Annotated in this window: 19 protein-coding genes; 8 read left to right on the forward strand and 11 right to left on the reverse strand. The window is 68.8% G+C overall.

Going from position 1 to position 26,639, the window contains the following annotated elements; translation table 11 throughout:
- Positions 1–236 precede the first annotated feature (236 nt).
- The 3 genes from FHR84_RS07990 to FHR84_RS08000 all read right to left on the reverse strand — a co-directional run bounded on the left by FHR84_RS07990 (position 237) and on the right by FHR84_RS08000 (position 4,255).
- Positions 237–1,304, reverse strand: a complete 1,068-nt coding sequence (locus FHR84_RS07990; RefSeq protein WP_246300320.1) for a DUF3616 domain-containing protein — start codon at positions 1,302–1,304, stop codon at positions 237–239.
- Positions 1,305–1,393: 89 nt separating this feature from the next.
- Positions 1,394–3,508, reverse strand: a complete 2,115-nt coding sequence (locus tag FHR84_RS07995) for an FUSC family protein (protein ID WP_179534806.1) — start codon at positions 3,506–3,508, stop codon at positions 1,394–1,396.
- A gap of 153 nt (positions 3,509–3,661) precedes the next feature.
- Entirely contained in the window at positions 3,662–4,255 is a 594-nt protein-coding gene (locus FHR84_RS08000) for a TetR/AcrR family transcriptional regulator (protein ID WP_026152311.1), read from the reverse strand.
- A gap of 182 nt (positions 4,256–4,437) precedes the next feature.
- Here FHR84_RS08000 and egtA point away from each other — a divergent pair, with 182 nt between their 5' ends.
- The 4 genes from egtA (at position 4,438) to egtD (ending at position 8,966) form a co-directional block, all read left to right on the forward strand.
- Complete coding sequence (gene egtA / locus FHR84_RS08005) at positions 4,438–5,685, forward strand: ergothioneine biosynthesis glutamate--cysteine ligase EgtA (protein ID WP_218862357.1); 1,248 nt, start codon at positions 4,438–4,440, stop codon at positions 5,683–5,685.
- 139 nt (positions 5,686–5,824) lie between these two features.
- Positions 5,825–7,171, forward strand: a complete 1,347-nt coding sequence (gene egtB / locus FHR84_RS08010; RefSeq protein WP_179534808.1) for an ergothioneine biosynthesis protein EgtB — start codon at positions 5,825–5,827, stop codon at positions 7,169–7,171.
- Between the two features lie 12 nt (positions 7,172–7,183).
- Positions 7,184–7,990: an ergothioneine biosynthesis protein EgtC gene (gene egtC / locus FHR84_RS08015; protein WP_179534809.1), complete on the forward strand. Its 807-nt coding sequence runs from the start codon at positions 7,184–7,186 to the stop codon at positions 7,988–7,990.
- 4 nt (positions 7,991–7,994) lie between these two features.
- Positions 7,995–8,966 carry an L-histidine N(alpha)-methyltransferase gene (gene egtD, locus FHR84_RS08020; RefSeq protein ID WP_179534810.1) on the forward strand — a complete coding sequence of 324 codons (972 nt, stop codon included), beginning with the start codon at positions 7,995–7,997 and terminating at the stop codon, positions 8,964–8,966.
- A 19-nt stretch (positions 8,967–8,985) separates the two neighbouring features.
- Here the strand turns inward: egtD and FHR84_RS08025 are convergent, their stop codons facing one another.
- The 4 genes from FHR84_RS08025 to FHR84_RS08040 all read right to left on the reverse strand — a co-directional run bounded on the left by FHR84_RS08025 (position 8,986) and on the right by FHR84_RS08040 (position 14,813).
- Positions 8,986–9,252 carry a hypothetical protein gene (locus FHR84_RS08025; protein WP_179534811.1) on the reverse strand — a complete coding sequence of 89 codons (267 nt, stop codon included), beginning with the start codon at positions 9,250–9,252 and terminating at the stop codon, positions 8,986–8,988.
- On the reverse strand, positions 9,249–9,470 hold the full coding sequence (locus FHR84_RS08030) for an HC3 family zinc finger protein (RefSeq protein ID WP_142076498.1): 222 nt from the start codon (positions 9,468–9,470) through the stop codon (positions 9,249–9,251). Before FHR84_RS08030 ends, FHR84_RS08025 begins: the two co-directional genes overlap by 4 nt.
- 441 nt (positions 9,471–9,911) lie before the next feature.
- Entirely contained in the window at positions 9,912–12,719 is a 2,808-nt protein-coding gene (gene acnA / locus FHR84_RS08035) for an aconitate hydratase AcnA (RefSeq protein WP_179534812.1), read from the reverse strand.
- A gap of 480 nt (positions 12,720–13,199) precedes the next feature.
- Positions 13,200–14,813: an ABC-F family ATP-binding cassette domain-containing protein gene (locus FHR84_RS08040; protein ID WP_179534813.1), complete on the reverse strand. Its 1,614-nt coding sequence runs from the start codon at positions 14,811–14,813 to the stop codon at positions 13,200–13,202.
- Positions 14,814–15,605: 792 nt separating this feature from the next.
- Here FHR84_RS08040 and FHR84_RS08045 point away from each other — a divergent pair.
- Positions 15,606–16,592 (forward strand): aldo/keto reductase, encoded by a 987-nt coding sequence (locus FHR84_RS08045; RefSeq protein ID WP_179534924.1) that lies wholly within the window; start codon positions 15,606–15,608, stop codon positions 16,590–16,592.
- Positions 16,593–16,717: 125 nt separating this feature from the next.
- Positions 16,718–17,524 carry an Fpg/Nei family DNA glycosylase gene (locus FHR84_RS08050; RefSeq protein WP_179534814.1) on the forward strand — a complete coding sequence of 269 codons (807 nt, stop codon included), beginning with the start codon at positions 16,718–16,720 and terminating at the stop codon, positions 17,522–17,524.
- A gap of 58 nt (positions 17,525–17,582) precedes the next feature.
- Here the strand turns inward: FHR84_RS08050 and FHR84_RS08055 are convergent, their stop codons facing one another.
- The 3 genes from FHR84_RS08055 to FHR84_RS08065 form a co-directional block, all read right to left on the reverse strand.
- On the reverse strand, positions 17,583–18,725 hold the full coding sequence (locus FHR84_RS08055) for a uroporphyrinogen-III synthase (RefSeq protein ID WP_179534815.1): 1,143 nt from the start codon (positions 18,723–18,725) through the stop codon (positions 17,583–17,585).
- A 161-nt stretch (positions 18,726–18,886) separates the two neighbouring features.
- Positions 18,887–20,272 carry an MFS transporter gene (locus tag FHR84_RS08060; RefSeq protein WP_179534816.1) on the reverse strand — a complete coding sequence of 462 codons (1,386 nt, stop codon included), beginning with the start codon at positions 20,270–20,272 and terminating at the stop codon, positions 18,887–18,889.
- A 367-nt stretch (positions 20,273–20,639) separates the two neighbouring features.
- Positions 20,640–21,836 carry an AGE family epimerase/isomerase gene (locus tag FHR84_RS08065; protein ID WP_179534817.1) on the reverse strand — a complete coding sequence of 399 codons (1,197 nt, stop codon included), beginning with the start codon at positions 21,834–21,836 and terminating at the stop codon, positions 20,640–20,642.
- Between the two features lie 467 nt (positions 21,837–22,303).
- Between FHR84_RS08065 and FHR84_RS08070 the strand changes: the two genes are divergently transcribed.
- Entirely contained in the window at positions 22,304–23,320 is a 1,017-nt protein-coding gene (locus FHR84_RS08070) for a class I fructose-bisphosphate aldolase (protein WP_179534818.1), read from the forward strand.
- Between the two features lie 234 nt (positions 23,321–23,554).
- Here FHR84_RS08070 and gabT read toward each other — a convergent pair whose 3' ends face one another.
- On the reverse strand, positions 23,555–24,901 hold the full coding sequence (gene gabT, locus FHR84_RS08075; protein ID WP_179534819.1) for a 4-aminobutyrate--2-oxoglutarate transaminase: 1,347 nt from the start codon (positions 24,899–24,901) through the stop codon (positions 23,555–23,557).
- Positions 24,902–25,020: 119 nt separating this feature from the next.
- Between gabT and FHR84_RS08080 the strand changes: the two genes are divergently transcribed.
- Positions 25,021–26,490 carry a PucR family transcriptional regulator ligand-binding domain-containing protein gene (locus tag FHR84_RS08080; protein WP_179534820.1) on the forward strand — a complete coding sequence of 490 codons (1,470 nt, stop codon included), beginning with the start codon at positions 25,021–25,023 and terminating at the stop codon, positions 26,488–26,490.
- Positions 26,491–26,639 lie beyond the last annotated feature (149 nt).

Raw genomic sequence — 26,639 nt, forward strand, 5'->3', positions numbered from 1 at the left:
CCGCCGGAGGAGTGTGGACCCGGCTCGCTTCGTCGAGCCCTGACGCGAGCGGGCACGATCGTCGCCGAAGTGGTGATCGCGAGGCGGCGGTCGTGCCCGCTGCTCCCGGAGGCACGGATCGACCGTGGTGCTGGTTCCCCGCCGACGGGGTGCTCCGCGGCAGCGGCTGATGCCGCGGAATCGTCGGTTCTGCTCCTTTTCGAGCCGGCGGTGGTGCAGATCACGGTCAATGGCCGTCAGGGAAGCGCGAAGATGTCACCGAGCACGGTGTCCTCGCCCCGCAGCCGGTGACCCGCCGGACTGTCGTGAACGACGAGCAGCTTGTCGCCATCGGGCTCGGAAACGACCGAGATCCCCTCCGCGTGGTCGTCACCGGACCCGTGCGGCAGTTCGAGTTCCACCGGGAGCTGTTCGGCACGCAGCACTTCCGGATCCCGCGAACGGGCCGCGCCCTTCCAGCGGTGCACCCGCACGGGCCCGTCCAGCTCCATGGACGGACCGGCCAGGATCAGCAGGTCCTCACCGTGGGGACACAGATCCCGCACCCCCAGGCCGTCGAGGTCGAGGAAGTGCTTGCGGTAGCGCGATCCCCCGAAGCTGTCCAGCACGAGTTCGGCGGGGTTCCGGCCCTCGACGGGGGCGATCTCCAGCAGCACCGCCCACCCGCGCAGGACGGGGCCGCGCATTCCGAGGAAAAGGTGTTCGCCCTTGAGCGCCACCCCCTCGATGTCGAGACCGTTGTCCTTCGCCGGGATGCGGAGGAAGGGGCTTAGGTGCGCGTCCGCGGCCAGTGCCTCGGTGAGGCCGTCCTTGCGCCGCGCTCCGAGCACGGCCGAACGCCTCCCGTCGGCGGTCTCCCGCACCACTCGCGGCAGCCCGTCCTCGCCGCGTTCCACGGCCAGCCGGGCCACGATGTGCCGATTGGCCTCGTCACGTACTCTGGCCAGCCGTTTCGCGGCCTTGGCGTCGTCGTGCTTCGGCTTGATCTTCTTGCGTACCAGGCTGTGCGACCCGACGGCCCACAGGTGGTCCCCGTCCACCCCGAGTCCCTCGATGTCGGCCTCGGAGTCCCCGGCGCCGGGAAGCGGCACGAGATCGGCCAGCCGAAAGGTGCGCTGCGCACCGTAGGAATCCGGGCGATCCGTGCGCTCGGCGTTCAGCCGCTCCACGGTCGCCGTCTCGTCCCCGGCCAACCACAGGCAGCCGCTCGCGTCACCGCGTATCGCCGAGATGTTGACGTGCGTGTCCGCGGAGATCGATTCCTCGTGGAACCGCAACGCCACGCGCCGTTCGATATCGTGCATGTCCGCATTATGCTGCCCGCCGGGGGCGGAGTCGTCGATACGCCCGACGTCCGTGCGGTCGCTCGCCGAAGCGGTCCGATTCCTCGCGCTCATCCCGCCGGTTCCGTTTCCCTCCTGTCCGCGACACCGAACTCACGACCGAGATCGTGGATCGTCTGCCCGATCCGGTCGAGCAGGTTGATGGTCCGGTGCAGCGAGGTCGGCCCCGAGGGCAGGGCTTCGGCTATGTCGTGCAGCTGTTCGGTGTAGCCGCGCAGGACGCGCAGCGTCTCGTCGAAGGCCCGGTCGCTTTCGTCGGTCAGCGCTTCGGCGGACTCGGCCATGGCCCACAGTGCCTCGGCGATCCTGCGACGCGTGTCCTCGTCGGTCATCTCCGCGGTGTGCCCGAGCGCGACCGCGAGGTTGCGCACGTAGTAGGCGCAGCCCTGCGCGACGGTCAGCTCCCGTTGCAGTCTGCTGTTCCGCGAGCGCAGCCGCAGCCCGGTCAACGGTCGTGCGCTGTCGCGCAACCGCTGCAGCTTCTCGTCCAGCTCGCGGGTGCTCTCGCGCAGCCCGGTGACGGTTCCGGCGGAACTGGTCTCGTTGCCCGCGTGTCGCAGCAGGTCGCGCAGCTGTAGCAGGAACTCGCGGGAACGCGAGCGCACCACGGTGCGGGTGCTCGTGGGCAGGATCAGCACCGCGGCCAGCACACCGGCCGCCGCTCCCACCGCGGTTTCGACGAGCCTGATTCCCAGCACCGACGCCGAGAAGGTGCCCAGGATGCCGTAGAGGATTCCCAGCGCGGTGGTGATGAAGAAGGTCAACGCCGAATAGGAGTATCCGAGGCAGTAGAAGGCCAGGAAGAGGCAGCACAGCACCAGCAGCAGCTCGGTGACGAGGTGTCCGGTCACCTGCGAGGCGACCAGTATGCCCGCCAGCACCCCGAACACGGTTCCCGCCGTCCGTTGCCAGGCGCGGACCAGCAGGTCGCCCCGGCTGTTGACGCTGATGAACACGACGAAGGCCGTGATCACCGCCCAGTACCAACGGTTCGGGGAGACGAACTGGCCACCGATGATGGCCAGCGCCGCCGCGCTGGTCACCTGCACGGCGATGCGCACCTCCGGGCGACGCAGCCCGGTCTCGGTTTCGGCGCCGTCCTCCGGGGAGGACTCCTCCAAGTCGGGATCGGACCCCTCCGCCGCTTCCCCCTCCACGGTGGGTTCGCTCTCGCCGCCGACCTCGGAGGTGGCCTCGGCCAGTTCCGCCATGGCCGAACCGAGCCTGCGCACCGTCATCGCCAGCTCGACCGACCCCTGGTCCTCGAAGTTCTCGGCGACCCTCTTCCCGGCGGCGCGGAACTCGGCCGGATCGGTGCGCAGCACGTCCAGCAGCGGGGCCAGCGCGGGGACGGCCCTGGTGTCGTCGGGATCCTCGAAAGCTCGGGTCAGCGGTGTGAGCAGGTTCTCCGCCGCCAGTTCGACGTTGAGCAGCCGTTGCCGCAGCAGGAGCCTTCTGCGTTCGTCGAGTCCGGGGAGCTGCTCGAGCACGCCCTCGAGCATCAGCGCCGTCTCGTTCAACCGGGTGGAACGTATCCGCAGTTCGCGGTGCCGCTTCGGCGAGTCCGGATGTTCGGCGAGGTCCCGAACCGCGTGCAGCAGGGAGTGCACGTGTGCGCGCAGGGTTCTGCGGCCTCGCTCGAGAACCCCTTGGGGATCGTCGCGGAGGAGCACGAAACGCAGCAGACAGGCCGCCAGGGCGCCGCACACGGCGGAAAGGGCCATGTAGGGGATCTGCCCGAGGGTCGGGCGCAGGAACATCGCGAAGAAGTAGCCGAAGAACCCGACGAAGCCCAGCGCGAAGTAGCGCACTCCGAACCGGCGGATGTAGGTGGCCAGGAAGATGACCACGAGGAACGCCCCCACCTTCAACAACGGCAGGGGCTGGGTCACGGTGGCCACGACCAGACTCGCGGTCGCGGGCAGCGGCATCAGCAGGGTCGTCACGAGCCGTTGCCGCTGGCTCGTGTCGTTGACGGCCACCGAGGACTGGATGGCCACGATCGCGCCGATCAGAGCGCTGGACAGCGGCTGCCCCAGCAGGGTGAGGCTCGGCAACATCACCACGAGAGTCAGGGCGACGGAGCAGGTCACCCTTATGGCTGTGCGGAATCTGCGGAGCGCGGGATCCGAGGCGACGAAGCGGTTCCACCACTCGCCCCACATGCTCGCCTCCGGCTGTCCTCACTCGGAAGGTCTTCCGACGGTGTTCGATGGGCCGGGGGCGAGATTACGCCGAGTGCTGCGCGCGGGCATCGCACACGCCGTGCGGGCGGGCGAATGCGCTGAAGCTCACTCGGGTTCGGGGAGCTGCCGGGGTCAACCGCTGCGGTGCCTGCGGACGCTCTCCTCCACGAGATCCAGTACCGGGTCCAGGTCGTCGGCGGGCAGTCCCATGGCCAGATGCGAAACCAGCCCCTCGAGAACCAGCTCGAGGTAGGCGGTGAGCACGTCGACGTCCACGTCGTCCCGGAGGTTGCCGGAGCGGTGCTGGCGCTTGAGTCGTTCGCGGGTGGCCGCGGTGAGCTGCTCCGAACGCTGTGCCCACCGGCTGCGGAACTCGGCGTCGGTGCGCAGCCTGCGGGAGACCTCCAGCCGGGTGCCGAGCCAGTCCGCTCCGGGGGCGGCCCCCTCCCTGCCGTGGGGGTCGGAGAGCAAATCGCGCATGACCTGGACCAGCCCCTGCTGGGCGACCACATCGGCCATTCGCTCCGCATCGTCCTCGGCCAGGGCGAGGAACAGGGACTCCTTGTCCTTGAAGTGGTGGAAGATGGCACCGCGGGAGAGCCCGGTGGCTTCTTCGAGCCTGCGCACGGTAGCGCCTTCGTAGCCGTGCCGTGCGAAGCAGGCTCGCGAGCCGTCCAGGATCTGGCGGCGCCGGGCCTGCAAGTGGTCCGAGCTTACGCGAGGCATGAGCTGATCGTCGCAGCTCGCGCGGGCGGATCGCAATCCGTACGTACGTTTTGTGAGTTCTCCGCGGGGCGACTTCCGCCGGAGTGGCGCGTTTCCTACCAGCCTCCGTGCACGCGGCGCAAGTGGTGCGTCACGGCGGGATCATCGGTAGCGTAAACGTACACGAACGGACACAGGCGGTGATGAACGTGGCCGTGTCGATCGAGCGGGAGGACGACATACACCCGGATCCCCACGAGATGCCCACGTCGCGTCTGCGGACACGTGCCGAGGCGGAGGCCTACGTGGCCTCGGTGTGCTTCAAGCACGGGCCCCCGCGTTTGTCGGGCGTCGAACTCGAATGGACCGTGCACCATGCCGAAGATCCCCGAAAACCCCTCGAGACCGCGGTCCTGGGCAGGGCTCTCGGTCCCCACGCCCCGGACTCCCTGAATCCGGACGGCCCCCACCAGCCGCTGCCGAACGGATCGGTGCTCACCCTCGAACCGGGGGGACAGGTCGAGATCTCCAGCCCGCCGCACGAATCGATGAGCGGGCTGTTGGAGGCGGTGGCGGCCGACGCGGAATACCTGCGCGAATCGGTGGGACGAGCGGGGCTGGTCCTCGGGGACCGGGGCATCGACCCGTGGCGCCCTCCGCGAAGAGTGCTGTCGGTTCCGCGCTACGCAGCGATGGAACGCGCCTTCGACCGGATCGGCAGCGGTGGCAGACGCATGATGTGCAGCACTGCCGGCGTGCAGGTGTGCCTCGACATGGGCGAACGTGAGCGCCTGGGAGCCCGTTGGGCCGCCCTGCACGCGCTCGGCCCCGTGTTCACGGCCACTTTCGCCAATTCGCCGGTGGCCCTCGGAACCGACACCGGCTGGGCCTCGGCGCGCGCACGCTCGTTGCTGCACACCGACCCCCCGCGCACTCGGCCCGCTCCGATCTCCCCGGACCCGGCACACCGCTGGGCCGGCCACGTGCTCGACGTCCCGGTGGTGTGCCTTCGCAGGGACAGCGGTGACTGGACGGCCCCGAGCGGCATCAGTTTCGCGGAGTGGATCGGGGGTTCGCTCGGGGAGGCACCGAACCGGGACGATCTCGATTACCACCTGAGCACGATGTTTCCCCCGGTGCGTCCACGCGGCTACTTCGAGGTGCGCTACGTCGACGCCCAGCCGGGGTCGGAGTGGATGCTGCCGGTGGCGGCCCTGACGGCGCTGTTCCGCTCGGAAACCGTGGTGGACAAGGTGCTGGAGGAAACCGCTCCGATCGCGCACCGCTGGGTCTCCGCGGCGCGGGACGGCTTGAACGACTCCGAGATCGCCCGCAGTGCGGGAGCGGTCTTCGACCTGGCCTGTCGTTGTCTGGAGGCGGCTCCGGACGCCCCGAGCGGGTTGGCCGAGAGGGTGGCCACCTCGGTGGAACGGCGGCTCGGGAGGCGTTGAAGCGGTGATGGTGCTGCTGAGGCTCCCCTGCGGAGTGACGTAGGCGCCTCGAGGTACTCGCAACGTCCCGAGACACCCACCACGTGCCGGTACCCAGCCGGGCACACGAGTTCTGTCACGGATTCTAAGGAGGACACCGGTGAGCACGATCGGCCCGGAAGTCGCAGATCTCTCCCCGGAGGAGCTTCGCGGTCGCGTCGCGGTCGAACTGGAACGCACCCGGCGCCGCAGCGCGGAGTTGACCGACGCCGTCGACGACGAGGAGCTGGTCAAACAACACTCCCCGCTGATGTCCCCACTGGTCTGGGATCTCGCGCACGTCGGAAGCCAGGAGGAGCAGTGGTTGGTGCGCGACGTCGGCGGGCGACGTGCGCTGCGCCCGGACATCGACGACCTCTACGACGCCTTCCAGCACTCCCGTGCGAACCGCCCCGAACTCCCCCTTCTCGGGCCGGGCGAGTCCAGGGAGTACGTCGCGACCGTCAGGGACAAGGTTCACGACGTGCTCGGGAGGGTGCCGCTGGAGGGGAGGAGGCTGGTCGAGCACGCCTTCGCGTTCGGCATGATCGTGCAACACGAACAGCAGCACGACGAGACCATGCTGGCCACCCACCAGCTGCGTCGCGGGGAACCCGTGCTGCACGCTCCGGACCCGCCCGGCCCCGAGCCCGGTGGGGCAAGGCGCGGGGAAGTGCTGGTTCCGGGGGGCCCCTTCACGATGGGCACGTCCGGGGAACCGTGGGCGTTGGACAACGAGCGTCCGGCCCACCGGGTTCACGTGGACGACTTCCTCATCGACTCCCACCCGGTCACCAACGCCGACTTCTTCCGGTTCATCGACAGCGGCGGGTACCGGCAACCGTGCTGGTGGAGCGAGCAGGGCTGGCGGTACCTGGCGCACGCTGAGCTGAGCGCACCGCTGTTCTGGCAGCGCAGCGGCGATGTGTGGATGCGCCGCAGGTTCGGACGCGTCGAGCCGGTGCCACCGGACGAACCGGTTGTGCACGTCAGCTTCCACGAGGCGCAGGCCTATGCGAACTGGGCGGGCAGGAGACTCCCGAGCGAAGCGGAATGGGAGAAGGCGGCGCGGTTCGACCCGAGCACGGGGAGATCGCTGCGCTACCCGTGGGGGGACGATCCCCCGGAGGAGCGGCACGCCAACCTCGGACAGCGCCACCTCCGCCCCGCTCCGGTGGGGACCTACTCCGCGGGGAGGGCCCCTTCGGGAGCCTGGCAGCTTGTCGGCGACGTGTGGGAGTGGACGGCCTCGGACTTCGCCCCCTACCCGGGGTTCGAAGCCTTTCCGTACCGGGAGTACTCCGAGGTGTTCTTCGGACCCTCGTACAAGGTGTTGCGCGGTGGTTCCTTCGGAACCGACCCGGCCGCGTGCAGGGCGACGTTCCGGAACTGGGACCTCCCCGCCCGCCGTCAGATCTTCGCCGGATTCCGCTGCGCCCGCACGCCCGCGGCCGCCGAGCTCGACTGATCGGACCCGGGAATGTGCCGTCACGTCGGATATCTGGGCCCGCTGGTCGGGTTGGACGAACTGCTGCTGCACCCCGCCCACTCATTGCTCGAACAAACCTGGGCGCCGAACGACATGCGCGCGGGGGGAACGGTCAACGTGGATGGTTTCGGGGTCGGCTGGTACGCGCGGGACGGCACGGTCCCGAAGCGCTACAGGGCGGAGGGGCCGATGTGGGCCGACGGGAACTTCGCGGAGCTCGCCGGTTGCGTCCGGTCCGGTGCCGTCGTCGGGGCCATCCGTTCCGCGACCGGATCCACTTCCGCGGTACGCACGGCTTGCGCGCCGTTCGGCTCAGGTCCCTGGCTGTTCAGCCACAACGGATCGGTGCCGGGATGGCCGGACACGCTGGCCGATCTCGCGGACAAGCTGGACCCCGCGGATCTGGTGACTCTGGACGCCCCGGTGGACTCGGCGCTGGTGTGGGCACTGCTGCGGCACCGGCTGGACGGTGGGCAACCTCCGGCGGACGCCGTGCGCGACACGCTGGCCGAAGTGGTCGCGGCGGCCCCGCGGGCACGGATGAACCTGCTGCTGTCCGACGGGGAGACGCTGATCGCCACCACGTGGTCCCACTCCCTGGCAGTGTGCCGCACCGACGAGGCGGTGCTGCTGGCCTCGGAGCCGTTCGACCCCCCCGTCGAGGTGCTGGGCGGGACGGGTGCCTCCGGGAACGGGGGACCTGACTGGCATCCCGTCGCCGAGGGCTCTCTCGTGATCGCCGACCGCGTCTCCACCAGCTGCACACCGCTGTTCGAAACTTCTCCCGAGAGCAGGTAACCGGATGAACTCAGTGGAACCGCTGGACCACAGGTCGGAAAGCGACGTGACACGCGAACTGCTGGCCGACGCGCGGATCGGGCTCACCGATTCCCCAAAATGGTTGCCGCCGAAATGGTTCTACGACGCGCGTGGCAGTGAGCTGTTCGAACGCATCACCGAGCTGCCCGAGTACTACCAGACGAGGGCCGAGTACGAGATCCTGGAGCGGTACGCGCTGGACATCGTGGAAAGAACCGGAGTGGACACCCTGGTCGAACTCGGTTCGGGGTCCTCCTACAAGACCAGACTGCTGTTGGACGCGATGCGCAAGCACGGAGCCCCGAAGCGCTTCGTCCCCTCGGACGTCTCGCGCTCGGCCCTGCGCGGCGCGCTCTCGGCGCTCTCCGCGGACTACCCGGAGCTGGAGCTGCACGGGATCGTCGGCGACTTCGCCACGACTCTGGCGGTACTGCCCACGGGAGGCGAACGGATGATCGCGCTGCTCGGGGGAACCATCGGCAACATGCCTGTCGAGCAGCGGGGTGGTTTCCTCGGCGAAGTGCGGAGTTCCCTGGTGCGCGGGGAGTGGTTCCTGCTGGGGACCGACCTGGTCAAGGACCCTTCCAGGCTGTGTCGCGCCTACGACGACAGCGCCGGGGTGACCGCGGAGTTCAACAGGAACGTGCTGCACGTGCTCAATCGCGAGCTCGGGGCGGACTTTCCGGTGGAGGAGTTCGAGCACCGTGCCCGTTACGAGCAGGGGCGGGAACGCATCGTGCTGGCGCTGCGCGCTCGCCGCGCGATGCGGGTGTGGCTGCGGGTCCCCGAACTGGCGGTCGAACTCGCCCGGGGAGAGGAGATCGAAACCGAGATGTCGGCGAAGTTCCGCCGAGGGGGAGTCGAAGCGGAACTGGAGGCGGCCGGGTTCGAGCTCGCCGGCTGGTACACCGACGAGGCCGGCGATTTCGCCGTTTCACTGGCCCGCGCCCGCTGATTCCGGTGCCGCGTCCGGTTCAGTCGTTCCGCGCCGGGGAGTCGATCGTGGCGGCGGACTCCGTGGCCGCCTCCTGGAGGTCGGGAGAACGCATCAGGCAGGGCAGGCAGGGCATCCCCGCGGGAAGGTCCGAGACCTCGGCCTGCTCGGCGGGAATGCCGATACCGCAGTGGGTCCGCCACTCGTCCGGCGTCGTGCCGGAGTCGTCCGGGGTGCACAGATGTACTTGGCGTTGGGTCTCCCCCACGACCCCGGCCCGGTACCGGACGATGACCGTCCCGGTCATGTGGTGGCTCCGACGCGCTCCTTGGCGACCTCCATGCAGCTGTCGCAGGTGGGCCAGAGCCAGTTGAGCTCGTTGGACGCGGCCGCCACGACTCTGCGTCCGCAGAGGGTGTCGAGTCGTTCGCCCGCACCGTGCTGCTTCCCACCCGGCAGTGGTCCCGCGACGGCGTGGCGCTGCTGTTCGGCGGGCTGCCAGTGGTGTTTGAGTTCGCTCGTCATGATCACACCTCCGTGAGGGGGACGCGCGGCTCGGGCAGAGGTGATGCGTGCGGACGGAATATGTGACCGTTTTCACCCATCCGAGTGAGCTAAGTTGTTAACAGAACCGAAGCCCACACCGATCCTAGTAGGAATTCCGTCAGCCGTGTTCGTTCGGTTGCCCGAGTCCGGGCCCTCGGCGCTGCCTGCGCCGGAATCCTCGTCCGAGCAGTCGGCACCGCCGGGTGCGCCGTGTCGTGTCCCGCGAGGACGTCCTCGACGTTGTTCGGGTCGTTACCCGGCCTCGGGACCCGGTCGCGAGACCGGGCGGGAGTTCCGCCGCCCGAGCACTCACGCGGACCGGGACGACGGAGTCCCGCTGTCCGCTCACGCCGCTCACGAGAAATGTGGCGCCGCGGCCGGAGAACGGCCGCGGCGCCACATCGGGGGAACGGTCCTCCGTCAGGAGTTGACCATGTTCCGCAGCACGTACTGCAGGATGCCGCCGTTGCGGTAGTAGTCCGCCTCACCGGGCGTGTCCACGCGCACGTCCGCGTCGAACTCGACGGTGGAGCCGTCCTCCTTGGTGGCGGTCACCTTGACGGTGCTCGGGATCTCCCCGTCGTTGAACCTGGTGATCCCGGCGATGTCGTAGTGCTCGGTACCGTCCAGCCCGAGCGACTCGGCGGTGCTTCCCGCGGGGAACTGCAGCGGGACGACACCCATACCGATCAGGTTGGACCTGTGGATCCGCTCGAAGGACTCGGCGATCACGGCGCGCACGCCGAGCAGTGCCGTTCCCTTGGCGGCCCAGTCACGGGAGGAACCGGAGCCGTACTCCTTGCCCGCGAGGACCACCAGCGGCGTGTCCTGCGCGGCGTAGTTCTGCGCGGCGTCGTAGATGAACGCCTGCGGACCGCCGGGTTGGGTGAAGTCCCGGGTGTAACCGCCCTGCACGTCGTCGAGCAGCAGGTTGCGCAACCTGATGTTGGCGAAGGTGCCGCGGATCATCACCTCGTGGTTGCCCCGGCGCGAGCCGTAGGAGTTGAAGTCCTTGCGCTCGATGCCGTGCTCACGCAGGTACTGCCCGGCCGGGGAATCCGGCTTGATCGCCCCGGCGGGGGAGATGTGGTCGGTGGTGACCGAATCGCCGAGCAGCGCGAGAACCCTGGCACCCGAGATGTCGCCGAGCGGCTCCGGCTCGCTGCCCATACCCTCGAAGAAGGGAGGCTTGCGCACGTAGGTGGATTCCTGGTCCCACTCGAAGGTCTCGCCCTCGGGGGTGGGCAGTTCCCGCCAGCGCTGGTCCCCGGCGAACACGTCGGAGTAGTCGTTGGTGAACATCTCCTGGGTGATCGCGGAGTCCATGGTCTCCTGGATCTCCTGCGGGCTCGGCCAGATGTCGCCGAGGTAGATCGGGGCGCCCGCCGCGTCGTGCCCCAGCGGATCGTTGGCGAAGTCGAAGTCCATCGAACCGGCCAACGCGTAGGCGATCACCAACGGTGGCGAGGCCAGGTAGTTCATCTTGACGTCCGGGTTGATCCGGCCCTCGAAGTTCCGGTTGCCGGACAGCACCGACACGACCGAGAGGTCGTTGTCCTGCACGGCCTGCGAGACCTCCGCGGGCAGCGGACCGGAGTTGCCGATGCAGGTGGTGCAGCCGTAGCCGACCAGGTGGTAGCCCAGCTTCTCCAGGTACGGCCAGAGCCCGGCCTTCTCGTAGTAGTCGGTGACCACCTGGGAGCCGGGAGCCATCGAGGTCTTGACCCAGGGCTTGGTCTCGAGCCCCTTGTCGACGGCGTTGCGGGCCAGCAGCGCGGCACCGAGCATCACCGAGGGGTTGGAGGTGTTGGTGCAGGAGGTGATGGAGGCGATCACCACGGCACCGTGGTCGAGCACGAACTCGCCCCGCTCCTCGGAAGAGACCTTGACGGGGTTGGAGGCCCTGCCTGCGGCCCCGTCCGCGGCCGAGACCAGCTTGGGCTTGTCCCCCTCGTCGTGATGGGTCACCGCCGGTGCGTCGCTCGCGGGGAAGGACTCCTCACCGGCCTCGTCGAGCGCGGTGTCGTCGGAGCTGACCGGGACGTACTCCTCGAGCGAGCCGCGGAAGGAGCTCTTGGACTCGGAGATGGCGATCCGGTCCTGCGGACGCTTCGGGCCCGCTATGGAGGGAACCACGGTGGACAGGTCGAGCTCCAGGTACTCGGAGTACTCGGGTTCGTGGTTCGGGTCGTGCCACAGGCCCTGTTCCTTGGCGTAGCTCTCCACCAGGTCGAGCTGGTCCTGGGAACGCCCGGTGAGCTTGAGGTACCGGAGGGTTTCCTCGTCGATCGGGAAGATCGCCGCGGTGGAGCCGAACTCCGGGCTCATGTTGCCGATCGTGGCCCTGTTCGCCAGGGGGACCGAGGCGACGCCGGAACCGTAGAACTCCACGAACTTGCCGACCGCTCCGTGCTCGCGCAGCATCTCGGTGATCGTCAGCACCACGTCGGTCGCGGTGGCCCCCGGCGGGATGTCGCCGGTCAGCTTGAAACCGACGACCTTGGGGATGAGCATCGACACCGGCTGGCCCAGCATGGCGGCCTCGGCCTCGATGCCGCCGACTCCCCAGCCCAGGACACCGAGTCCGTTGACCATCGTGGTGTGCGAGTCGGTGCCCACGCAGGTGTCCGGGTAGGCCTGGCCGTTGCGGGCCATCACCCCGCGAGCGAGGTGCTCGATGTTGACCTGGTGGACGATGCCGGTTCCGGGGGGTACGACCTTGAACTCGTCGAAGGCGTTCTGTCCCCACCGCAGGAACTGGTAGCGCTCCTTGTTGCGCCCGTACTCGAATTCCACGTTGCGCTCGAAGGCGTCCGACTTGCCGAACACGTCGATGACCACGGAGTGGTCGATGACCAGCTCGGCCGGAGCCAACGGGTTGACCGAGGAGGCGTCGCCGCCGAGCTCGACGACCGCCTCGCGCATCGTGGCGAGGTCGACGACGCAGGGGACACCGGTGAAGTCCTGCATGATCACCCGGCCGGGGGTGAACTGGATCTCGGTGTCCGGGTCGGCCTTGGGGTCCCAATTGCCCAGGGCACGCACGTGGTCGGCGGTTATGTTCACGCCGTCCTCGGTGCGCAGCAGGTTTTCCAGCAGGATCTTGAGACTGTAGGGCAGCCGCTGCGCACCGTCGACGGCGTCGAGCCGGAACACCTCGTAGGAGGCGTCGCCGACTTGCAACGTGTCGCGGGCGCCGAAGCTGTCCTTGCTCACAGGTGCGGTCACGTTTCACTCCATCTCGTGACGGGCGTGCGCAAGTTCGGGAACCACACGGGTCCGGTGGAGTCTCGCGCACACCGGTGGTTCGTGCGCGCGGACCCTTGCTTCAGCGTAAACAGTACGCTTGTCCTATATTTGTCTTCAAGGCAGGGTCGGCCGAAACGAACCCCGGTCCGTGCACACTCGCGCAATTCTCGCGGTTTTTCCCCCGTCGGAATGAACGGACCCGTGCGGACACGGCAACGAAGGCCGAAGTCCGCGCGAACCCCCGCTCCGTCGAGCCGTCCTCCGCGGAGGACGGCCGTGCGGAAGGGATGCGGCGCACGAGCCGTGCCCGCCCCCGGCCGCGGTGCACGCTGCCGGTCCGCATGGGCTTACGGGGGGCAGCCCGCGGAGCTCCTCCTCGGCGTCGAGATCCGGCGGAGCGGGAGCCCGCGGGAGTCCCCGCCCGGCGACCACCTCGACGACCCGAGCGGGGAACTTCGGTCAGAGCCGTTCCGGAGCGGTCTCGGTCAGTTCCCCGTCCAGCCACAGCCATCTGGTGATGCCGATCTCGCCGAGGAACGCGACATCGTGACTGGCCACGATCAGCGCCCCCCGGAACGCGGACAGCGCCGTGACCAGCTGCCGGACGCCGTGCATGTCGAGATCGTTGGTGGGTTCGTCCAGCAGCAGCAGCTGCGGAGCCGGTTCGGCCAGCATCAACGCGGCCAGACCTGCTCTGAAGCGTTCCCCGCCCGAGAGGGTGGACACGGTTCGGTCCGCGCGATCCTTCTTGAACAGAAAGCGGGCCAACCGTGCTCTCACCTCGTTGTCCCCGGCCCCGGGAGCCAGCCGCTTCGCGTTCTCGACCACCGAGAGGTGCTCCTCGAGCACATCGGCGTGCTGCGGCATGTAGCGCAGTGGAACCGGTGCCTCCACCGCTCCGCCGCCGACCGCGCTCCTGCCTGCCACGGTGTGCAGCAGGGTGGATTTGCCCGCTCCGTTGGGGCCGGTGAGCGCGATCCGCTCCGGCCCGCGGAGCTCGAGATCCCCGATCAGCTCCCCGCGGGGAGTCCGCGCTCCGCGCACCGCGAGCACGCGTCGACCCGAGGGCACCGCCGTGGCGGGAAGGTCGATCCGAACCAGTTCGTCGTCCCGTACGCGTTCTTCGGCCGACTCCAGTCTCGCCCGCGCGTCCTCCAGCGCCCCTTCCCGCATGACCCGCTGCTTGCCCGCCGAGTCCTGGGCGGTCCGCTTCCGCTCACCCAGCACGATTCGTGGAGCGCGGTTCTCGGCGCGCATCCGGAGGCCGTAACGCTTGCTCCTGGCCTGTTTCTCCTGCTGCTCGACCGACTTGCGTCGTTGACGCCGCAGTTCGGAGTCGGCGGAGCGAACCGCGCGTTCGGCGGCTTCGCGCTCCGCTTCGAGAGCTTGCTCGTAGTGTTCCAGGTTCCCGCCGTAGTCCGTGATCGCACCGTCGCGCAGCTCGGAGATCCGGTCCACCAGCCGGAGCAGTTCCCGGTCGTGGCTGATCGCGATCAGCGTTCCCTCGTAGTTCCGCACGGCGTCGTGGAACAGGTTCCTGGCTCGTCGGTCCAGATTGTTGGTCGGTTCGTCGAGCAGCAGCACCCCCGGGCGGCGAAGCAACTGTGCGGCCAGGTGCAGCAGAACGAGTTCCCCGCCGGAGATCCCGACCACCGGGCGGTCGAGTCCGATACCGCCCAGTCCGAGCCGGTCGAGCACGGCCAGCGAGCGTTCCTCGACGTCCCAGTCCTCGGCGAGGGCGGTGAACAGCTCCTCGTCGGTGTGCCCGCGTTCGATGGAGCGCAGTGCCGCTCTCCTGCGCGAGACGCCCAGCACGTCCTCGACCCGTTCCGTCGGATCGGTCGCGATGTGCTGCGGCAGCAGGCCCGTCTCGCCGGTGATGCGGACGGTTCCCTCCCGCGGGGCCAGTTCGCGGGTCAGCAGTTTCAGCAGGGTTGATTTGCCCGCTCCGTTGAGGCCGATCAGTCCGGTGCGTCCCGCCCCCGCGGTCCAGTCGAGGCGGTGGAGCACACGCGTTCCGTCCGGCCAGGAGAAGGAGAGGTTCTCGCAGATGACGGAGCCGTTGTCGCGCATGGACGCGTCTCCCGTGAACAAGTCGTGTCCGGTTGGTTCCGACGTGTGGAGACACCGCGCCCGCGCCGTACGCGTGAGAGCGATTCGAACGGCCGGGGCCGAAGCGAGGAGGCACTCGATCAGAGGTCACATCACCGGTACGCGCCGGGAGGCACGCACGGCGTCTCGTCGACCTCAGCTGAGCACGTTCCCTCCCCGGGGCGGCGGCAAGTCGGGAACGACGCTAAGCGGGCGAGCACTGTCGCGCAACCCGTTTTTCCGGCGGTGACCGCACCGGGAGCCGCCGGACTCGTTTCCCGGGAAACGAGTCCTGAGCGAGCTTTTCCGGAAGCGCGGTCGTTCTCGACATTTTCGGTTGTTCTGGTCGTGCGCGTACTCTTTTCTCCTCTCCGGGGGCACACGGCCACTGCTGCCCGTGCCGCCGCTGGCCGGAGCCGCGAGCGAGGAGGGACACGAAGTGGTCGTGGCCACGAGGAGAAACTGCCTCCCGCCGTGCGCGCGGCCGGGGCTCGTCCCGTCGCGGCGGGGGTTCCGAAGTGCTCCGTTCGCCGGATTCGGAAACGAGGGCAGAACCACCCCAGGAAAAGGTGGTGGAACGTTTCCCCGAACTCGTTCGTCGAGAACCCCGGTGCCGCGTGCGGAAGCGCGGGCGGACGGGGAGACGCTCGTGACGCAGACGGACTCCCGAACGCCGGAATGAGCAGCACAGACGAAAAAGGTGCGGCGGTCACCACCGGCGGTGGCCTCGTCCTCGGATCGCGTGCCGGTCCGGAGCGGGACTACGGTGTCGGCATGAGCAACCAGGCACTTCCGCGACGCAGGTTGAGCGAGTACGGCCCCACCGTGAGTGCCGTTGGGTACGGGGCGATGGGGTTGTCCGGCGTTTACGGGCAGGCCGATGACGCGGAATCGGAGCGGTTGCTGCGTCAGTTGCTCGACCTCGGGGTGAATTTCGTCGACACCGCCGATGTATACGGCGACGGACACAACGAACAGCTGCTCTCGCGTGTGCTGGCCGACCGCCGGGACGAAGTCGTGCTGGCGACCAAGTTCGGAGCGGGGAGTGAGACCGGCCTGGGCAGGCCGGAGCACGTGCACACGGCCATCGACGCGAGCCTGCGGAGGTTGGGGACCGACTACGTCGATCTCTACTACCTGCACAGGGTCGACCCGGAAACGCCGATCGAGGAAACGGTCGGGGCGCTCGGTGAACTCGTCAAGGCGGGAAAGATCGGCTACATCGGACTTTCCGAGGTCAGCGCGGACACCCTGCGCAGAGCCCACGCCACGCACCGGATCACCGCCGTGCAGCAGGAGTACTCCCTGTTCAGCCGCGAACCGGAGCAAAGGCTGCTGCCGACCATGCGGGAGCTCGGCGTCGGTCTGGTTCCATACTCCCCGCTGGGCAGGGGGATGCTCGGCGGCGCCTTCCGGGGTGGTGACCAGGTGGAGAACCTCGAGCAACGCAGCAGGCGCTATCCGCGGTTCGCGGGGCAGAACCTGGACCGGAACCTGCAACTGGCCGGTGAGCTGCAACGGAAGGCCGAGGAAATCGGGCGTACCCCGGCGGAGCTCGCGCTCGGCTGGGTGCTGGCTCAGGGGGAGGACGTCGTTCCCATCCCCGGCAGCAGGAATCCGGACAGGGTCGCGGCCAACGTGGAGGCGGCGCGACGTCCGCTCGACGAGGCGGTGGTCGCGGAGCTGAGCCGGTTGTTCCCCGCGGGGGTGGCCGCGGGGGATCGCTACGCCCCCGAGTACTCGTCCCGGCTGGAGCTCTGAGCGGAGCACGGGACCGGGGCTGACCGGCCTCGTGCCCTTCCCGGCGCGCACAGCGCCTCCCGTGCCCGTGGCGGGGCCCGGGGACCGGATGCTTGGTCCCGGTGCGTGCCGGGTAGTTCCACGGTGTGCCGGAGCTGCCGGATGTAGAGGGATTCCGCCGCCTGGTGGCCGCGAACGCGACGGGGCGGCGAATCGACTCGGTCGTCGTGGCCGATTCCGGGGTGCTGGAGCCGGGACTCGATGCGGACCGGTTCGCCCGCGCGGTGCGTGGACGCCGTCCGGGCCCCGCGCTTCGGCACGGGAAGTGGTTGCTCCTGCCGCTCGGGGACTCCTCGAGTGCCCACGGCGTTCCCTGCCTGCTGGTGCACTTCGGCATGACCGGCGGGTTCGTGTGGTGCACCGGGCATGCGGACGGGCATCGGCACGACAGGATCCTGCTGGGGTTCGAGAGCGGTTCGGAACTTCGCTACCGGGACATGCGCAAATTGACCGGTGTGCGGATGGCGGAGGCCGACTCGGAGGTGGACGAGTTGTTGAACGCGCTCGGCCCCGACGCGGCCGAGGTGTCCGCGGCCGAGTTCGCCGCGAGACTGCGCGGTACCGGCAGTGGGATCAAGGCGGCTCTGCTCGATCAGTCGGTGGTGGCGGGGCTGGGCAATCTCTGCGTCGACGAAGCACTGTGGCGGGCCCGCACCCATCCGCGCCGGAAGTCCCGGGAGCTCACCGCGACGGAGCTCGGTGAGCTGCACCGGGCGATGGGGAGTGTGCTGCGTTCGTCCGTTCGGGAAGGGCGTGTTCCGGAGCGGCGCGGATGGTTGAACGGGATCCGGAACGAGCGGTCCCGCCGCTGCCCCCGCTGTTCGGCGGTACTGTGCCGCGCCGCTACCGCCGGGCGAACCACCGTCTGGTGCCCGAGCTGCCAGCCCGAGTAGTTCGCGGACGTCCCGGTGAGCTCGCTGCTCGGGGGCGTCGCGGTGAGTCCCGGGGGCCTCACCGCTCCGGGAGCGCTCGCCTCTCGGTTTCCTCAATGGCGAGCCGGTAGCCACGTTTGATGACGGTCCGGACGAAGCGCTCGTTTCCGAGGGCCGTGCGCAGTCGTCCGATGGCCATCTCGACGGCGTGCTCCTCCCCGCCGTTCGGCAGGGCGTCGACGAGTTCACGCCGGGACAGCACCTTGCCGGGATGCTCGGAGAGTTTGCGCAGCAGGGCCATGGGACTGGGCGGGACGGGGCGCAGTTCACCGTCCAACAGGACGCCCTGCCCGCGCAGTTCCACGTGGTTCCCACCGATGTTCAGCCGTCGGACACGTTCGGGCAGGGTCTCGTCGAGCGAACGCACCAGTGAGCCGAGTCTGGGGCGCTGCGGGAAAGTGACCGGGACCTCGAGCCCTTCCAGCGGAGCGGCGCAGACCGGACCCACGCAGGCGACCAGCACGTGGTGTCGAAGCGTGTCGAGCAGGGCCCGTTGACGACCGGTCCGCAGCGCGAGGTCGAGCGTGTTCGTCACCGCGGGGGCGCTCGTGAAGACCAGCGCATCGACCCGCCTGATGAGTACCTCGTCCAGCAGCCGGTCGAGCGGTGTTTCGTCGTGCGGTTCGGACCAGCGATACACGGGCAGCTCGATCACCTCGGCCCCGGCCGCGCGCAGCTCCGCCGTGAACTCCGGCATTCGCTGTCCGTGCAACTGGACCGCCACGCGGCGTCCGGACAGGTCGTCCCCGCGCAGCCGGGAGAGTATCCCCGAGCTGCTCTCGGAATCCGGGGACCAGGACTCGCAGAGTCCGGCGGCGCGAACCGCTCCGGTCGCTTTCGGCCCTCTGGAGAGGATCCTCGCCGAGCCGAGCACCGTGGCCAGCTCCGCGCCGACCCCCCAGCCCTCGGCCGCCTCCAGCCAGCCGCGAAACCCGATTCCCGTGGTTACCACGACCACGTCGGGTGGATTCCTCAGCAGCGATTTGCTCATCTCGAACAATTCGCCGTCGTCGGCGAGCGGCAGAATCCTTATGGCCGGGCCGTGGCGCACCTCGGCCCCACGTCGTCGCAGCATGGTCGTCAGCTCCTCGACCCGACGTGTCGCCGTCGTCCCCACGGTGAACCCGGTGAGCGTGCGTTGTTCCTCCCGCGTCGTCGTCATCGGTGCCGCAGCCCTCGGGCAGGACCCTGCTGCGCACCGGACGACGCTCTCGGCCGGGGAGCGGAATGGGACTCGGTCATCTCCTCCTCGCGTTCGCTGAACTCGGCGGCCATGTTCGTGGTGATCGATGTCGTGGCGGATTCGGTGCGGTTTCCGCGCCGTTAAGCGTCCGCCGCGCGTGCCCGATCCGCCCGCGGGATGTCGGCGCGGAGATAGCACCACCACGTCGTCGCCGCGCAGAGCAGGAAGAGGAGGAGGACGGACATCAGAGCGGGGGTGAGTGTTCCCGTCGCCTGGAGGGAGAACTTGAAGATCAGGTTGATCAGCACACCTCCGAAGGCGCCGACCGCACCGACCACCCCGATGACGGCGCCGGACCGGCGTTTGGCCGCTCTGTGCGCGGTTTCGAGGTCCTCACCGGTACGTGCCGCGCGTTGCTCGGCCTCCCGGACGAAGACCGGGGGGATCATGCGGTAGGTGGAGCCGTTCCCGACCCCGGTCAGCACGAAGAGCAGCACGAACGATCCGAAGAAGACGGCGAAGTTGTCGAGGCGGGTTCCCGCCAGCACACCGACGGTGCCCGCTGCCAGGCCGAGGAAGTTCCACATGGTGATCCGCGCGCCGCCGATCCGGTCGGAGAACCAGCCTCCGAGAGGACGTGCCACCGAACCGATCAGTGCTCCGACGAAGGCGAGCCCCGTGAAGGAGGAGAAATCGCTGAACGCGATCCCGATCAGGGAGGGGAAGGCGAAGGAGAACCCGATGAAAGAACCGAATGTTCCCACGTAGAGCAGCGCCATTACGGGGGTGTGCCCGCTGGTGAGGGCTTCCCGGTAGGATCCGTTGTCCGGTTTCGCCGCGGTGAGGCTGTTCATGAATCTCCACGAAAGCGCCGCGGTGAGGATGATAACCGGCATCCACATGAGCGCGGCGTAGGAGAGGCTGACCCCCGTTCCCAGGTGGACGACGAGCGGAACGAGCAGCTGGCTCACGGCTACCCCGATGTTTCCCCCCGCCGCGTTGAGGCCGAGGGCCAGGCCTTTCCGGTGTTCGGGGAAGAAGAAGGAGATGTTGGTCATCGAGGACGAGAAGTTGCCACCTCCCACCCCCATGGTGGCCGCTGTGAGCAGGAAGAACCAGTACGGGGTGTTCTCGGCCGCCACGGCCGCGGCGAGCATGGCGCACGGTACGAGGAGCAGGCAGACGCTGGTGGTGGTCCAGCCTCTGCCGCCGAAACGGGGGACGGCGAAAGTGTAGGGAACACGCAGCAGGGCCCCGAGCAGGTTGGGCAGGATCAGCAACCAGAATTTCTGGCCGACCCCGAAGGAGTGTCCGGCCTCGTCCAGTCCGACGACTACCGTGCTCATCAGGGTCCACACGTTGAAACCGAGATGTTCTGCCACGATCGATACGCCCAGATTTTTCCAGGCGATTTTCCTGCCCGTGCGGCGCCAGAAAGAGGGGTCCTCCGGACGCCAGTCCTCGATCCAGTTCCCCCGGTGCCGCGCGGGGGTTCGCTCCTCTTTTTCCGCGGTCGAAACGCTCACTGCTCATTCCCTTCCGTCCGGTTCGCTCCGGCGACCCTAAGGAGGGAATTTTGCGTGTTCGATGTGTTCCGTGAACAAGTCGTCAAGTTCGGCTCACCGGCCCCGCCCCGGTGCGTGAGGTGCTCTCCCGGTCGTGACGGGCTCGGGTTCGCGGGAAGGGTGAACGTCCGCCCGGCCCCGCTGGGACTCCGGCCGGCTCGGTTCGCGTGGCGGCACGCGGGCGTACCTGCCGCCGGATCCGGGGGGAGCGCCCCGACGTCCCGGGTGTTCACCACGCGGCGTCGGGGCCCTCCGCGCGAGAGCCGCACCGCGGGAGACCCCGCGGTGCGCGCCAACTGCTCGGGTGTGACGTTCCTGTGCTGTCGCTTCAGTTCCGCAGTGCCACGGCCGCGGCGGGAGCGAGGGGCAGCCGAGGGAACAGCGTTGCCTGGTAGGCGTGGTAGACGTCCGGTTTGCCGGACCAGACGGAGTGCGAAGGCCGCCCGTCCGGAGTGAGCTCGTGGTGCCAGCTACCCCGGGAGTGGTCGATGTGACGGGTGCGGGCGAAGTCCCAGAAGGTGGCGTACCACTGCTGGTAGTAGGTCTCGGCGGTGCGTTGGTACAGCGCTGCCGCACCCAGGATGGCCTCGGTGGTCACCCAGTGCATGCGCTCGCGAACCTGCGGGCGGTCCTGCCAGTCGAGCGTGTAGACGAAGCCCGGGTGCCCGTCGGCGTGCCAACCGTGCTGTATACCCGCTTCGAAGAGGTTTCGTGCGTCGGAGATCAGCCAGTTGGGGGCCGCGTCACCGAGCGAGGCCTCGAGGTGCAGCAGTAGCCGGGCCCACTCCAGCCAGTGGCCGACCGTCGTGCCGTGCGGGCGGAACGGGTCGTGGGGGAACTCGCGGTTGTACTCGGGGTCGGGCTCCCAGTCGGGGGTGAAGTGCTCCGGGAGGCGCCATGCGTGGGTGCGGGCGACCTCGTCGATCAGCGTTCCGGCTATCCGCAGCGCTCGCTGGTGCCAGATCCGCTCACCGGTGACGTCGCCCGCGGCGAGCATGGCCTCCACCATGTGCATGTTGCTGTTGGCTCCCCGGTACGGCTCGGTGGAGTGCCACTGCCGGTCCCAGCTTTCCAGGGAGAGTCCTGCCTGTTCGTCCCAGAACTCGGTGTCGACGATGTGCAGCGCCTCGTCCAGCAGCTCCCGCGCCCGGGGTCTCTCCGCCGCCGCGGCGCTGCTCGCCGCGAGTACGACGAAGGCGTGCTCGTAGGCTCCCTTGGCGGTGTCGGTCGTGCTGGTGAACCAACCACCGTGCGCGTGGTCCCGGAGCGGACCGAGTAGGGCCTCCACGCCGTGGTCGGCGATCTCCGCCGTCGCCGGTACGCCGTCGAGATGAGCCAGGCTGAACACATGGGTCATCCGGGCCGTGATCCAGGTTTCCACCGGGCGCTCGGAGTCCGGGACTCCGGACTCGTCCAACCAGCCGAAGCCTCCTCGTGTCACCCGGGCCGAGGAGGCGAAGTCGAGCAACCTGCGCCGTTCTGTGGTCAGCCAGTCGCCGTGTGCGGGGGAGTGCGGATCGGTCACTGCTGTTCCTCGCGGGTCGGATGATGTTCGGCTTCGTGGGAAGTTCCGGGCCCGCGCGTGCTGCTTCGAGGTGGTGCGGGTGCGGGAGCTGAATCGGTACTTCCACACGACCAACGGACGTTATCGACCTCCGTCCTTCGCCGGTGTGCTGGGGCGGGCGCGCCGCGGGGGCTTCGGGGCGCACGGAAGTGATTCGTCTAGACCATTGGGCGCGGCGCCCGCGTGAAAGTGAAATCTTTGTTCGCCGTGGGCGGGCATTCTGGACAGGGGCCGGTCGGGTGACACATGTTTACCTGTTCGGGTGAGATGAATATGACGTTACTGATTCGATTCCGAGTTTTCTGATTCGATTCAAGTTGATTGGGTTCGGAATCCTCGGACGATGTCTGTCACGCTTGATGGTGACTCCGGTCCGGGCGATCACCGGCCGAGAAGGACATGAAGATACACCCGAAGGAGAGCGCACCGTGTTCAGCGACGACATGCGGTTGATCGCACGAGAGATGGTTGCACCGGGCAAGGGTATTCTCGCGGCCGACGAGAGCACCGGGACGATGGAAAAACGTCTGCACGCCGTCGGCCTCGATTCCACGGAGGAAGTGCGACGGCAGTACCGCGAGCTGATCGTGTCCACTCCCGAGCTCGGCAAATCGATCAGCAGCGTGATCCTGTTCGACGAAACGGTCAGGCAGGACTCCTCCTCGGGTGTTCCGCTGCGCAAGGTGGCCGAGGACAACGGAGTGCTGCCGGGGATCAAGGTGGACAAGGGGGCCAAGCCCCTGGCGGGCAGCGACGGGGAGAAGATCACCGAAGGTCTGGACGGGCTGCGCGACCGGCTTTCCGAGTACGTCGAGCTCGGCATGAATTTCACCAAGTGGCGTGCCGTGCTGGACATCGCCGCCGATCGGCCGAGCGACTACGCGATCCACGCCAACGCGCACGCGCTCGGGCGCTACGCCGCGCTTTCCCAGGAAGCCGGCCTGGTTCCGATGGTCGAGCCCGAGGTGCTGATGGACGGTGACCACTCCCTGGAAGCCGCGGAGGAGGCGACCGTCCGGACGTTGCGCGAGGTCTTCGACGAGCTCGCGAGGCAGCGCGTCGAACTGGAATCCATGGTGCTCAAGCCGAACATGGTGGTCGCGGGCAAGGACCACCCGCGGCAGCCGAGTTCCGCGGACGTGGCCGAGGCGACGGTGCGCGCACTCAAACGCACGGTCCCCCCGGCCGTGCCCGGGATCGCCTTCCTGTCCGGCGGCCAGAGCGACGAGGAGGCCACCGTCAACCTCAACGCGATCAACCAGCTCGGGCCGCTGCCCTGGCAGGTGACGTTCTCGTTCGGACGTGGTCTGCTCGCCCCGGCGCTGCACGAGTGGGTCGGTCGCGCCGAGAAGTTCGACAGCGCCCAGCAAGTGCTGGCGCACCGGGCCAAACTCAACGGTGCCGCCCGCGAGGGGAACTACGAGTCCGTGCTGGAGCACGCCTGAGCGGACTCGCGCACGCCGCCGGAACGAGGCGGTTCCGGCGGGTGTCGCTCTCGTGACCCGGGAAGGCCGCTCCCGCGGTGCGGGAGCCGGCCCGGGCCGTCGACACCCGGTGTCGGCCGGACCGGGCCGGTTTCGCCGGGACGCCCCCGCGAGAAACCCCTGGAGTCCCGCCGCCGCCACGGAACGCTCGTCGTGACCGTGGCGGAGCGGCCGAACCCGTCGCCGGACCGGTTCTCAGTCCAACTGCTCCGCCAGGGACTCCTCGAGCACGTCGAGTCCCTCGTCCAGCAGCTCGGCCGATATCACCAGCGGAGGCAGCAGGCGAATCACGTTGCCGTAGGTGCCGCAGGTGAGCACGACGACACCGCGTTCGTGGCAGGTCTTGGCCACCCGTGCGGCCAGTTCGGGGTCGGGCTCGTCGCTTCCGGCACGGACGAACTCGACACCCAGCATCGCTCCCCGGCCGCGCACTTCGAGGATCCGCTCGGTACGCGCCGCCAGCTCACGCAGCCTGGGCATCGCGCGGTGCTGGATGTCCCGTGCGGCCCCGGCGAGGTCCCGCTCGCGCATCGCCCGGATAGCTCCCAGGGCAGCGGCGCAGGACACCGGGTTGCCGCCGTAGGTGCCGCCCAGGCTCGCCGGGGGCAGTGAGTCCATCACCTCGGCACGTCCGGTCACCCCGGCCAGCGGCATCCCGCCCGCGATCCCCTTGGCCGTGGTGATCAAGTCGGGCACCACTCCCTCGTGCTCACAGGCGAACCAGTCCCCGGTCCGGCAGAACCCGGTCTGGATCTCGTCGGCGACGAAAAGCGCTCCGCTGTCGGTGCACCACCGCGATATCTCCGGCAGGAAGCCCTCGGCCGGTTCGACGAACCCGCCCTCACCCTGTACGGGCTCGACGACCACGGCGGCCACGGAGTCGGCCCCCACCTGCTTCTCGATCCGGTCGATCACCCCACGGGCCGCTTCGGCCCCGTCCGCGCCGTCCCGAGCCGGACAGGACATCGGCATGCGGTAGATCTCGCTGGTGAAGGGGCCGAACCCGTGCTTGTAGGGCACCGATTTGGCGGTCATCGCCATCGTGAGGTTGGTGCGCCCGTGGTAGGCGTGGTCGAAGACCACCACGGCTTGCCTGCCGGTGGCCCTGCGAGCGACCTTGACCGCGTTCTCCACCGCCTCCGCCCCGGAGTTGAACAGCACGGTGCGCTTGTCGTGCTCCCCGGGAGTCACCGCGGCCAGTTCCTCGCAGACCTCGAGATAGTTCTCGTAGGGCGTCACCATGAAGCAGGTGTGCGTGAATTCGCCGGCCTGGTCGCGGATCGCATCGACCACCTCGGGTGCAGCGTTGCCCACGTTGGTCACCGCGATGCCCGAGCCCAGATCGATCAGGACGTTGCCGTCCGCGTCGTGCAGCACGCCTTCCTCGGCTCCCGTGACGTAGACGGGCAGCGCACTGCCCACACCGGCCGCCACGGTCTTCGCGCGGCGTTGCTGCAACTCACGCGACTTCGGTCCGGGGATCTCGGTGCGCAGCAGTCGTTTCCGCGAGGCGCTCGTCTCCTCGTGCGTGAGCGTGGTCATCGCCGTCTCCGATCCGTCGTGACGTGTTCGGGGACAGCTTCGGCCCTCCAGCGATGATATGCAGTAGACACAACGGCTACTAGCGCACGGTTCGATGGACGGTTTGGAGTTGTTGCCCGGTGCCGCTGACTGTGCGGGGGCTTCTCGCCGACCCGGAACTGGAGCTGACGTCCCACGGGAGCCGGAGCTCCGCGGACCGGCCGATCTCCTGGGTGCACACCAGCGAACTGGCCGATCCCACCCCGTTCCTCGAGGGCGGGGAGCTGTTGCTGACCACGGGGCTGACGTTGCGCGGCCACGAGTGCGGCGAGTACGTGAGCAGGCTCGCCGCTGCCGGTGTGGCCGGGCTCGGCTTCGGCGTGGGACTCACCCACGGTGAGGTGCCGCGGGAACTGGTCGCGGCAGCCACCGAAGCGGGACTGCCGTTGGTGGCCGTGCCGCACCGGACACCGTTCATCGCGATCAGCAAAGCGGTTTCACGCGCGCTGGCCGAGGACGAGTACGAGGGAGTCCGACGGCTCAGCCGAGCGCAACAGGAACTGGCCCGCGCGGCGGGGAGCAGAGGAGGACTCGCCACGCTGGTTCGCAAGCTGGCCGGCCTCGTCGAGGGGTGGGTGCTGTTGCTGGACGGCGCGGGAACGGTGCTGCACGCCGCTCCGAGCACGGCCGGGATCTCGGCCCGCGTGCTCGCCCCCGAGGCCGAGCGGCTGCGCGGCAGGCAGGGGAGGGGGACAGTGGACTTCGAACTGTCCGGGCAGGAGGTCAGCATGCAGGACCTCGGAGCCGGGAACGGGGCAGTGCTCGTCGTCGGGCGCACGTGGTCGTTCGGCACGTCCGACCGACAAGTGATCAACTCGGCGGCCTCGCTGCTGACCCTGGCTCTGCGGCAGACCGAGACGTTGCGCGCGGCACGGAGGAAACTGCGCACCGGATTCCTGCGCACACTGTTGGCGGGCGAACCCGTCTGGGAGACGCTCGACGACCTGCGGACCGAGTTCCCCGCTCCGCCCCTCCGGGTGCTGGCCTTCGAAGGGGCCCGTGATTCGGGGGAGCTGCTGTACCTGCTCGAGACGGAGCACTTCGAGGAAGCGATTTACCCGGTCGAGTACGAAGGGGCCGTGATGGCGGTGGTTCCGGCGGGGGGTGGGAGTCTGGAGCAGCTGAGCCGACGGCGTGACGTGCTGCGGGTCGGAATTTCCGAGCCGTGCGACCTGAGCGGGATGTCGCGTGCCCTGCGCCAGGCCGAGCAGGCCGTGGCGGCCGCGCGTACCGGGGACAACACGGTGTGGTTCGCCGAGTTGGCGGGGTGGGGGCTGCTTGATCTGGTTCCCGCCGACCGGGTGACCGGATTCGCGGAGTCCCTGCTGGCTCCGCTCGAGGGCAGGAACGAGCTTATCGTCTCGCTGCGCGAGTGGTTGGCCCGGCACGGGCAGTGGGATCCGGCCGCGGGAGCGCTGGGGGTGCATCGGCACACGCTCCGCAACCGGATCCGCAAGGTCGAGTCGCTGCTCGGGCGTGATCTGGACCAGCCGGGGGTGCGTGCGGAACTGTGGTTGGCCCTGCGGGTGCTGAACGGGCCCGAGCGCTGATCGAAGTTCTCCGGTCGAGTTGTCGGTCGGACGGGGTTCTCCGGTGCGGCGGTACCGGAACACTCTCCGAGGAGCCGGCATCGCCGCGGCGAGGTTCCGCCAACGAGCGCCCACGACCACCGAAACGGAAAAGCTCCAGGAGGAAGGAA

This window comes from Actinopolyspora biskrensis (genome assembly GCF_013408175.1).
Lineage (GTDB): Bacteria > Actinomycetota > Actinomycetes > Mycobacteriales > Pseudonocardiaceae > Actinopolyspora > Actinopolyspora biskrensis.

Excerpts from the sequence above, each read along its gene's own strand:
- FHR84_RS07990 (WP_246300320.1), bottom strand. The coding sequence starts at position 1,304 with ATGCACGATATCGAACGGCGCGTGGCGTTGCGGTTCCACGAGGAATCG.
- FHR84_RS07995 (WP_179534806.1), bottom strand. The coding sequence starts at position 3,508 with ATGTGGGGCGAGTGGTGGAACCGCTTCGTCGCCTCGGATCCCGCGCTC.
- FHR84_RS08000 (WP_026152311.1), bottom strand. The coding sequence starts at position 4,255 with ATGCCTCGCGTAAGCTCGGACCACTTGCAGGCCCGGCGCCGCCAGATC.
- egtA (WP_218862357.1), top strand. The coding sequence starts at position 4,438 with ATGAACGTGGCCGTGTCGATCGAGCGGGAGGACGACATACACCCGGAT.
- egtC (WP_179534809.1), top strand. The coding sequence starts at position 7,184 with ATGTGCCGTCACGTCGGATATCTGGGCCCGCTGGTCGGGTTGGACGAA.
- egtD (WP_179534810.1), top strand. The coding sequence starts at position 7,995 with ATGAACTCAGTGGAACCGCTGGACCACAGGTCGGAAAGCGACGTGACA.
- FHR84_RS08025 (WP_179534811.1), bottom strand. The coding sequence starts at position 9,252 with ATGACCGGGACGGTCATCGTCCGGTACCGGGCCGGGGTCGTGGGGGAG.
- FHR84_RS08030 (WP_142076498.1), bottom strand. The coding sequence starts at position 9,470 with ATGACGAGCGAACTCAAACACCACTGGCAGCCCGCCGAACAGCAGCGC.
- FHR84_RS08040 (WP_179534813.1), bottom strand. The coding sequence starts at position 14,813 with ATGCGCGACAACGGCTCCGTCATCTGCGAGAACCTCTCCTTCTCCTGG.
- FHR84_RS08045 (WP_179534924.1), top strand. The coding sequence starts at position 15,606 with ATGAGCAACCAGGCACTTCCGCGACGCAGGTTGAGCGAGTACGGCCCC.
- FHR84_RS08055 (WP_179534815.1), bottom strand. The coding sequence starts at position 18,725 with ATGACGACGACGCGGGAGGAACAACGCACGCTCACCGGGTTCACCGTG.
- gabT (WP_179534819.1), bottom strand. The coding sequence starts at position 24,901 with ATGACCACGCTCACGCACGAGGAGACGAGCGCCTCGCGGAAACGACTG.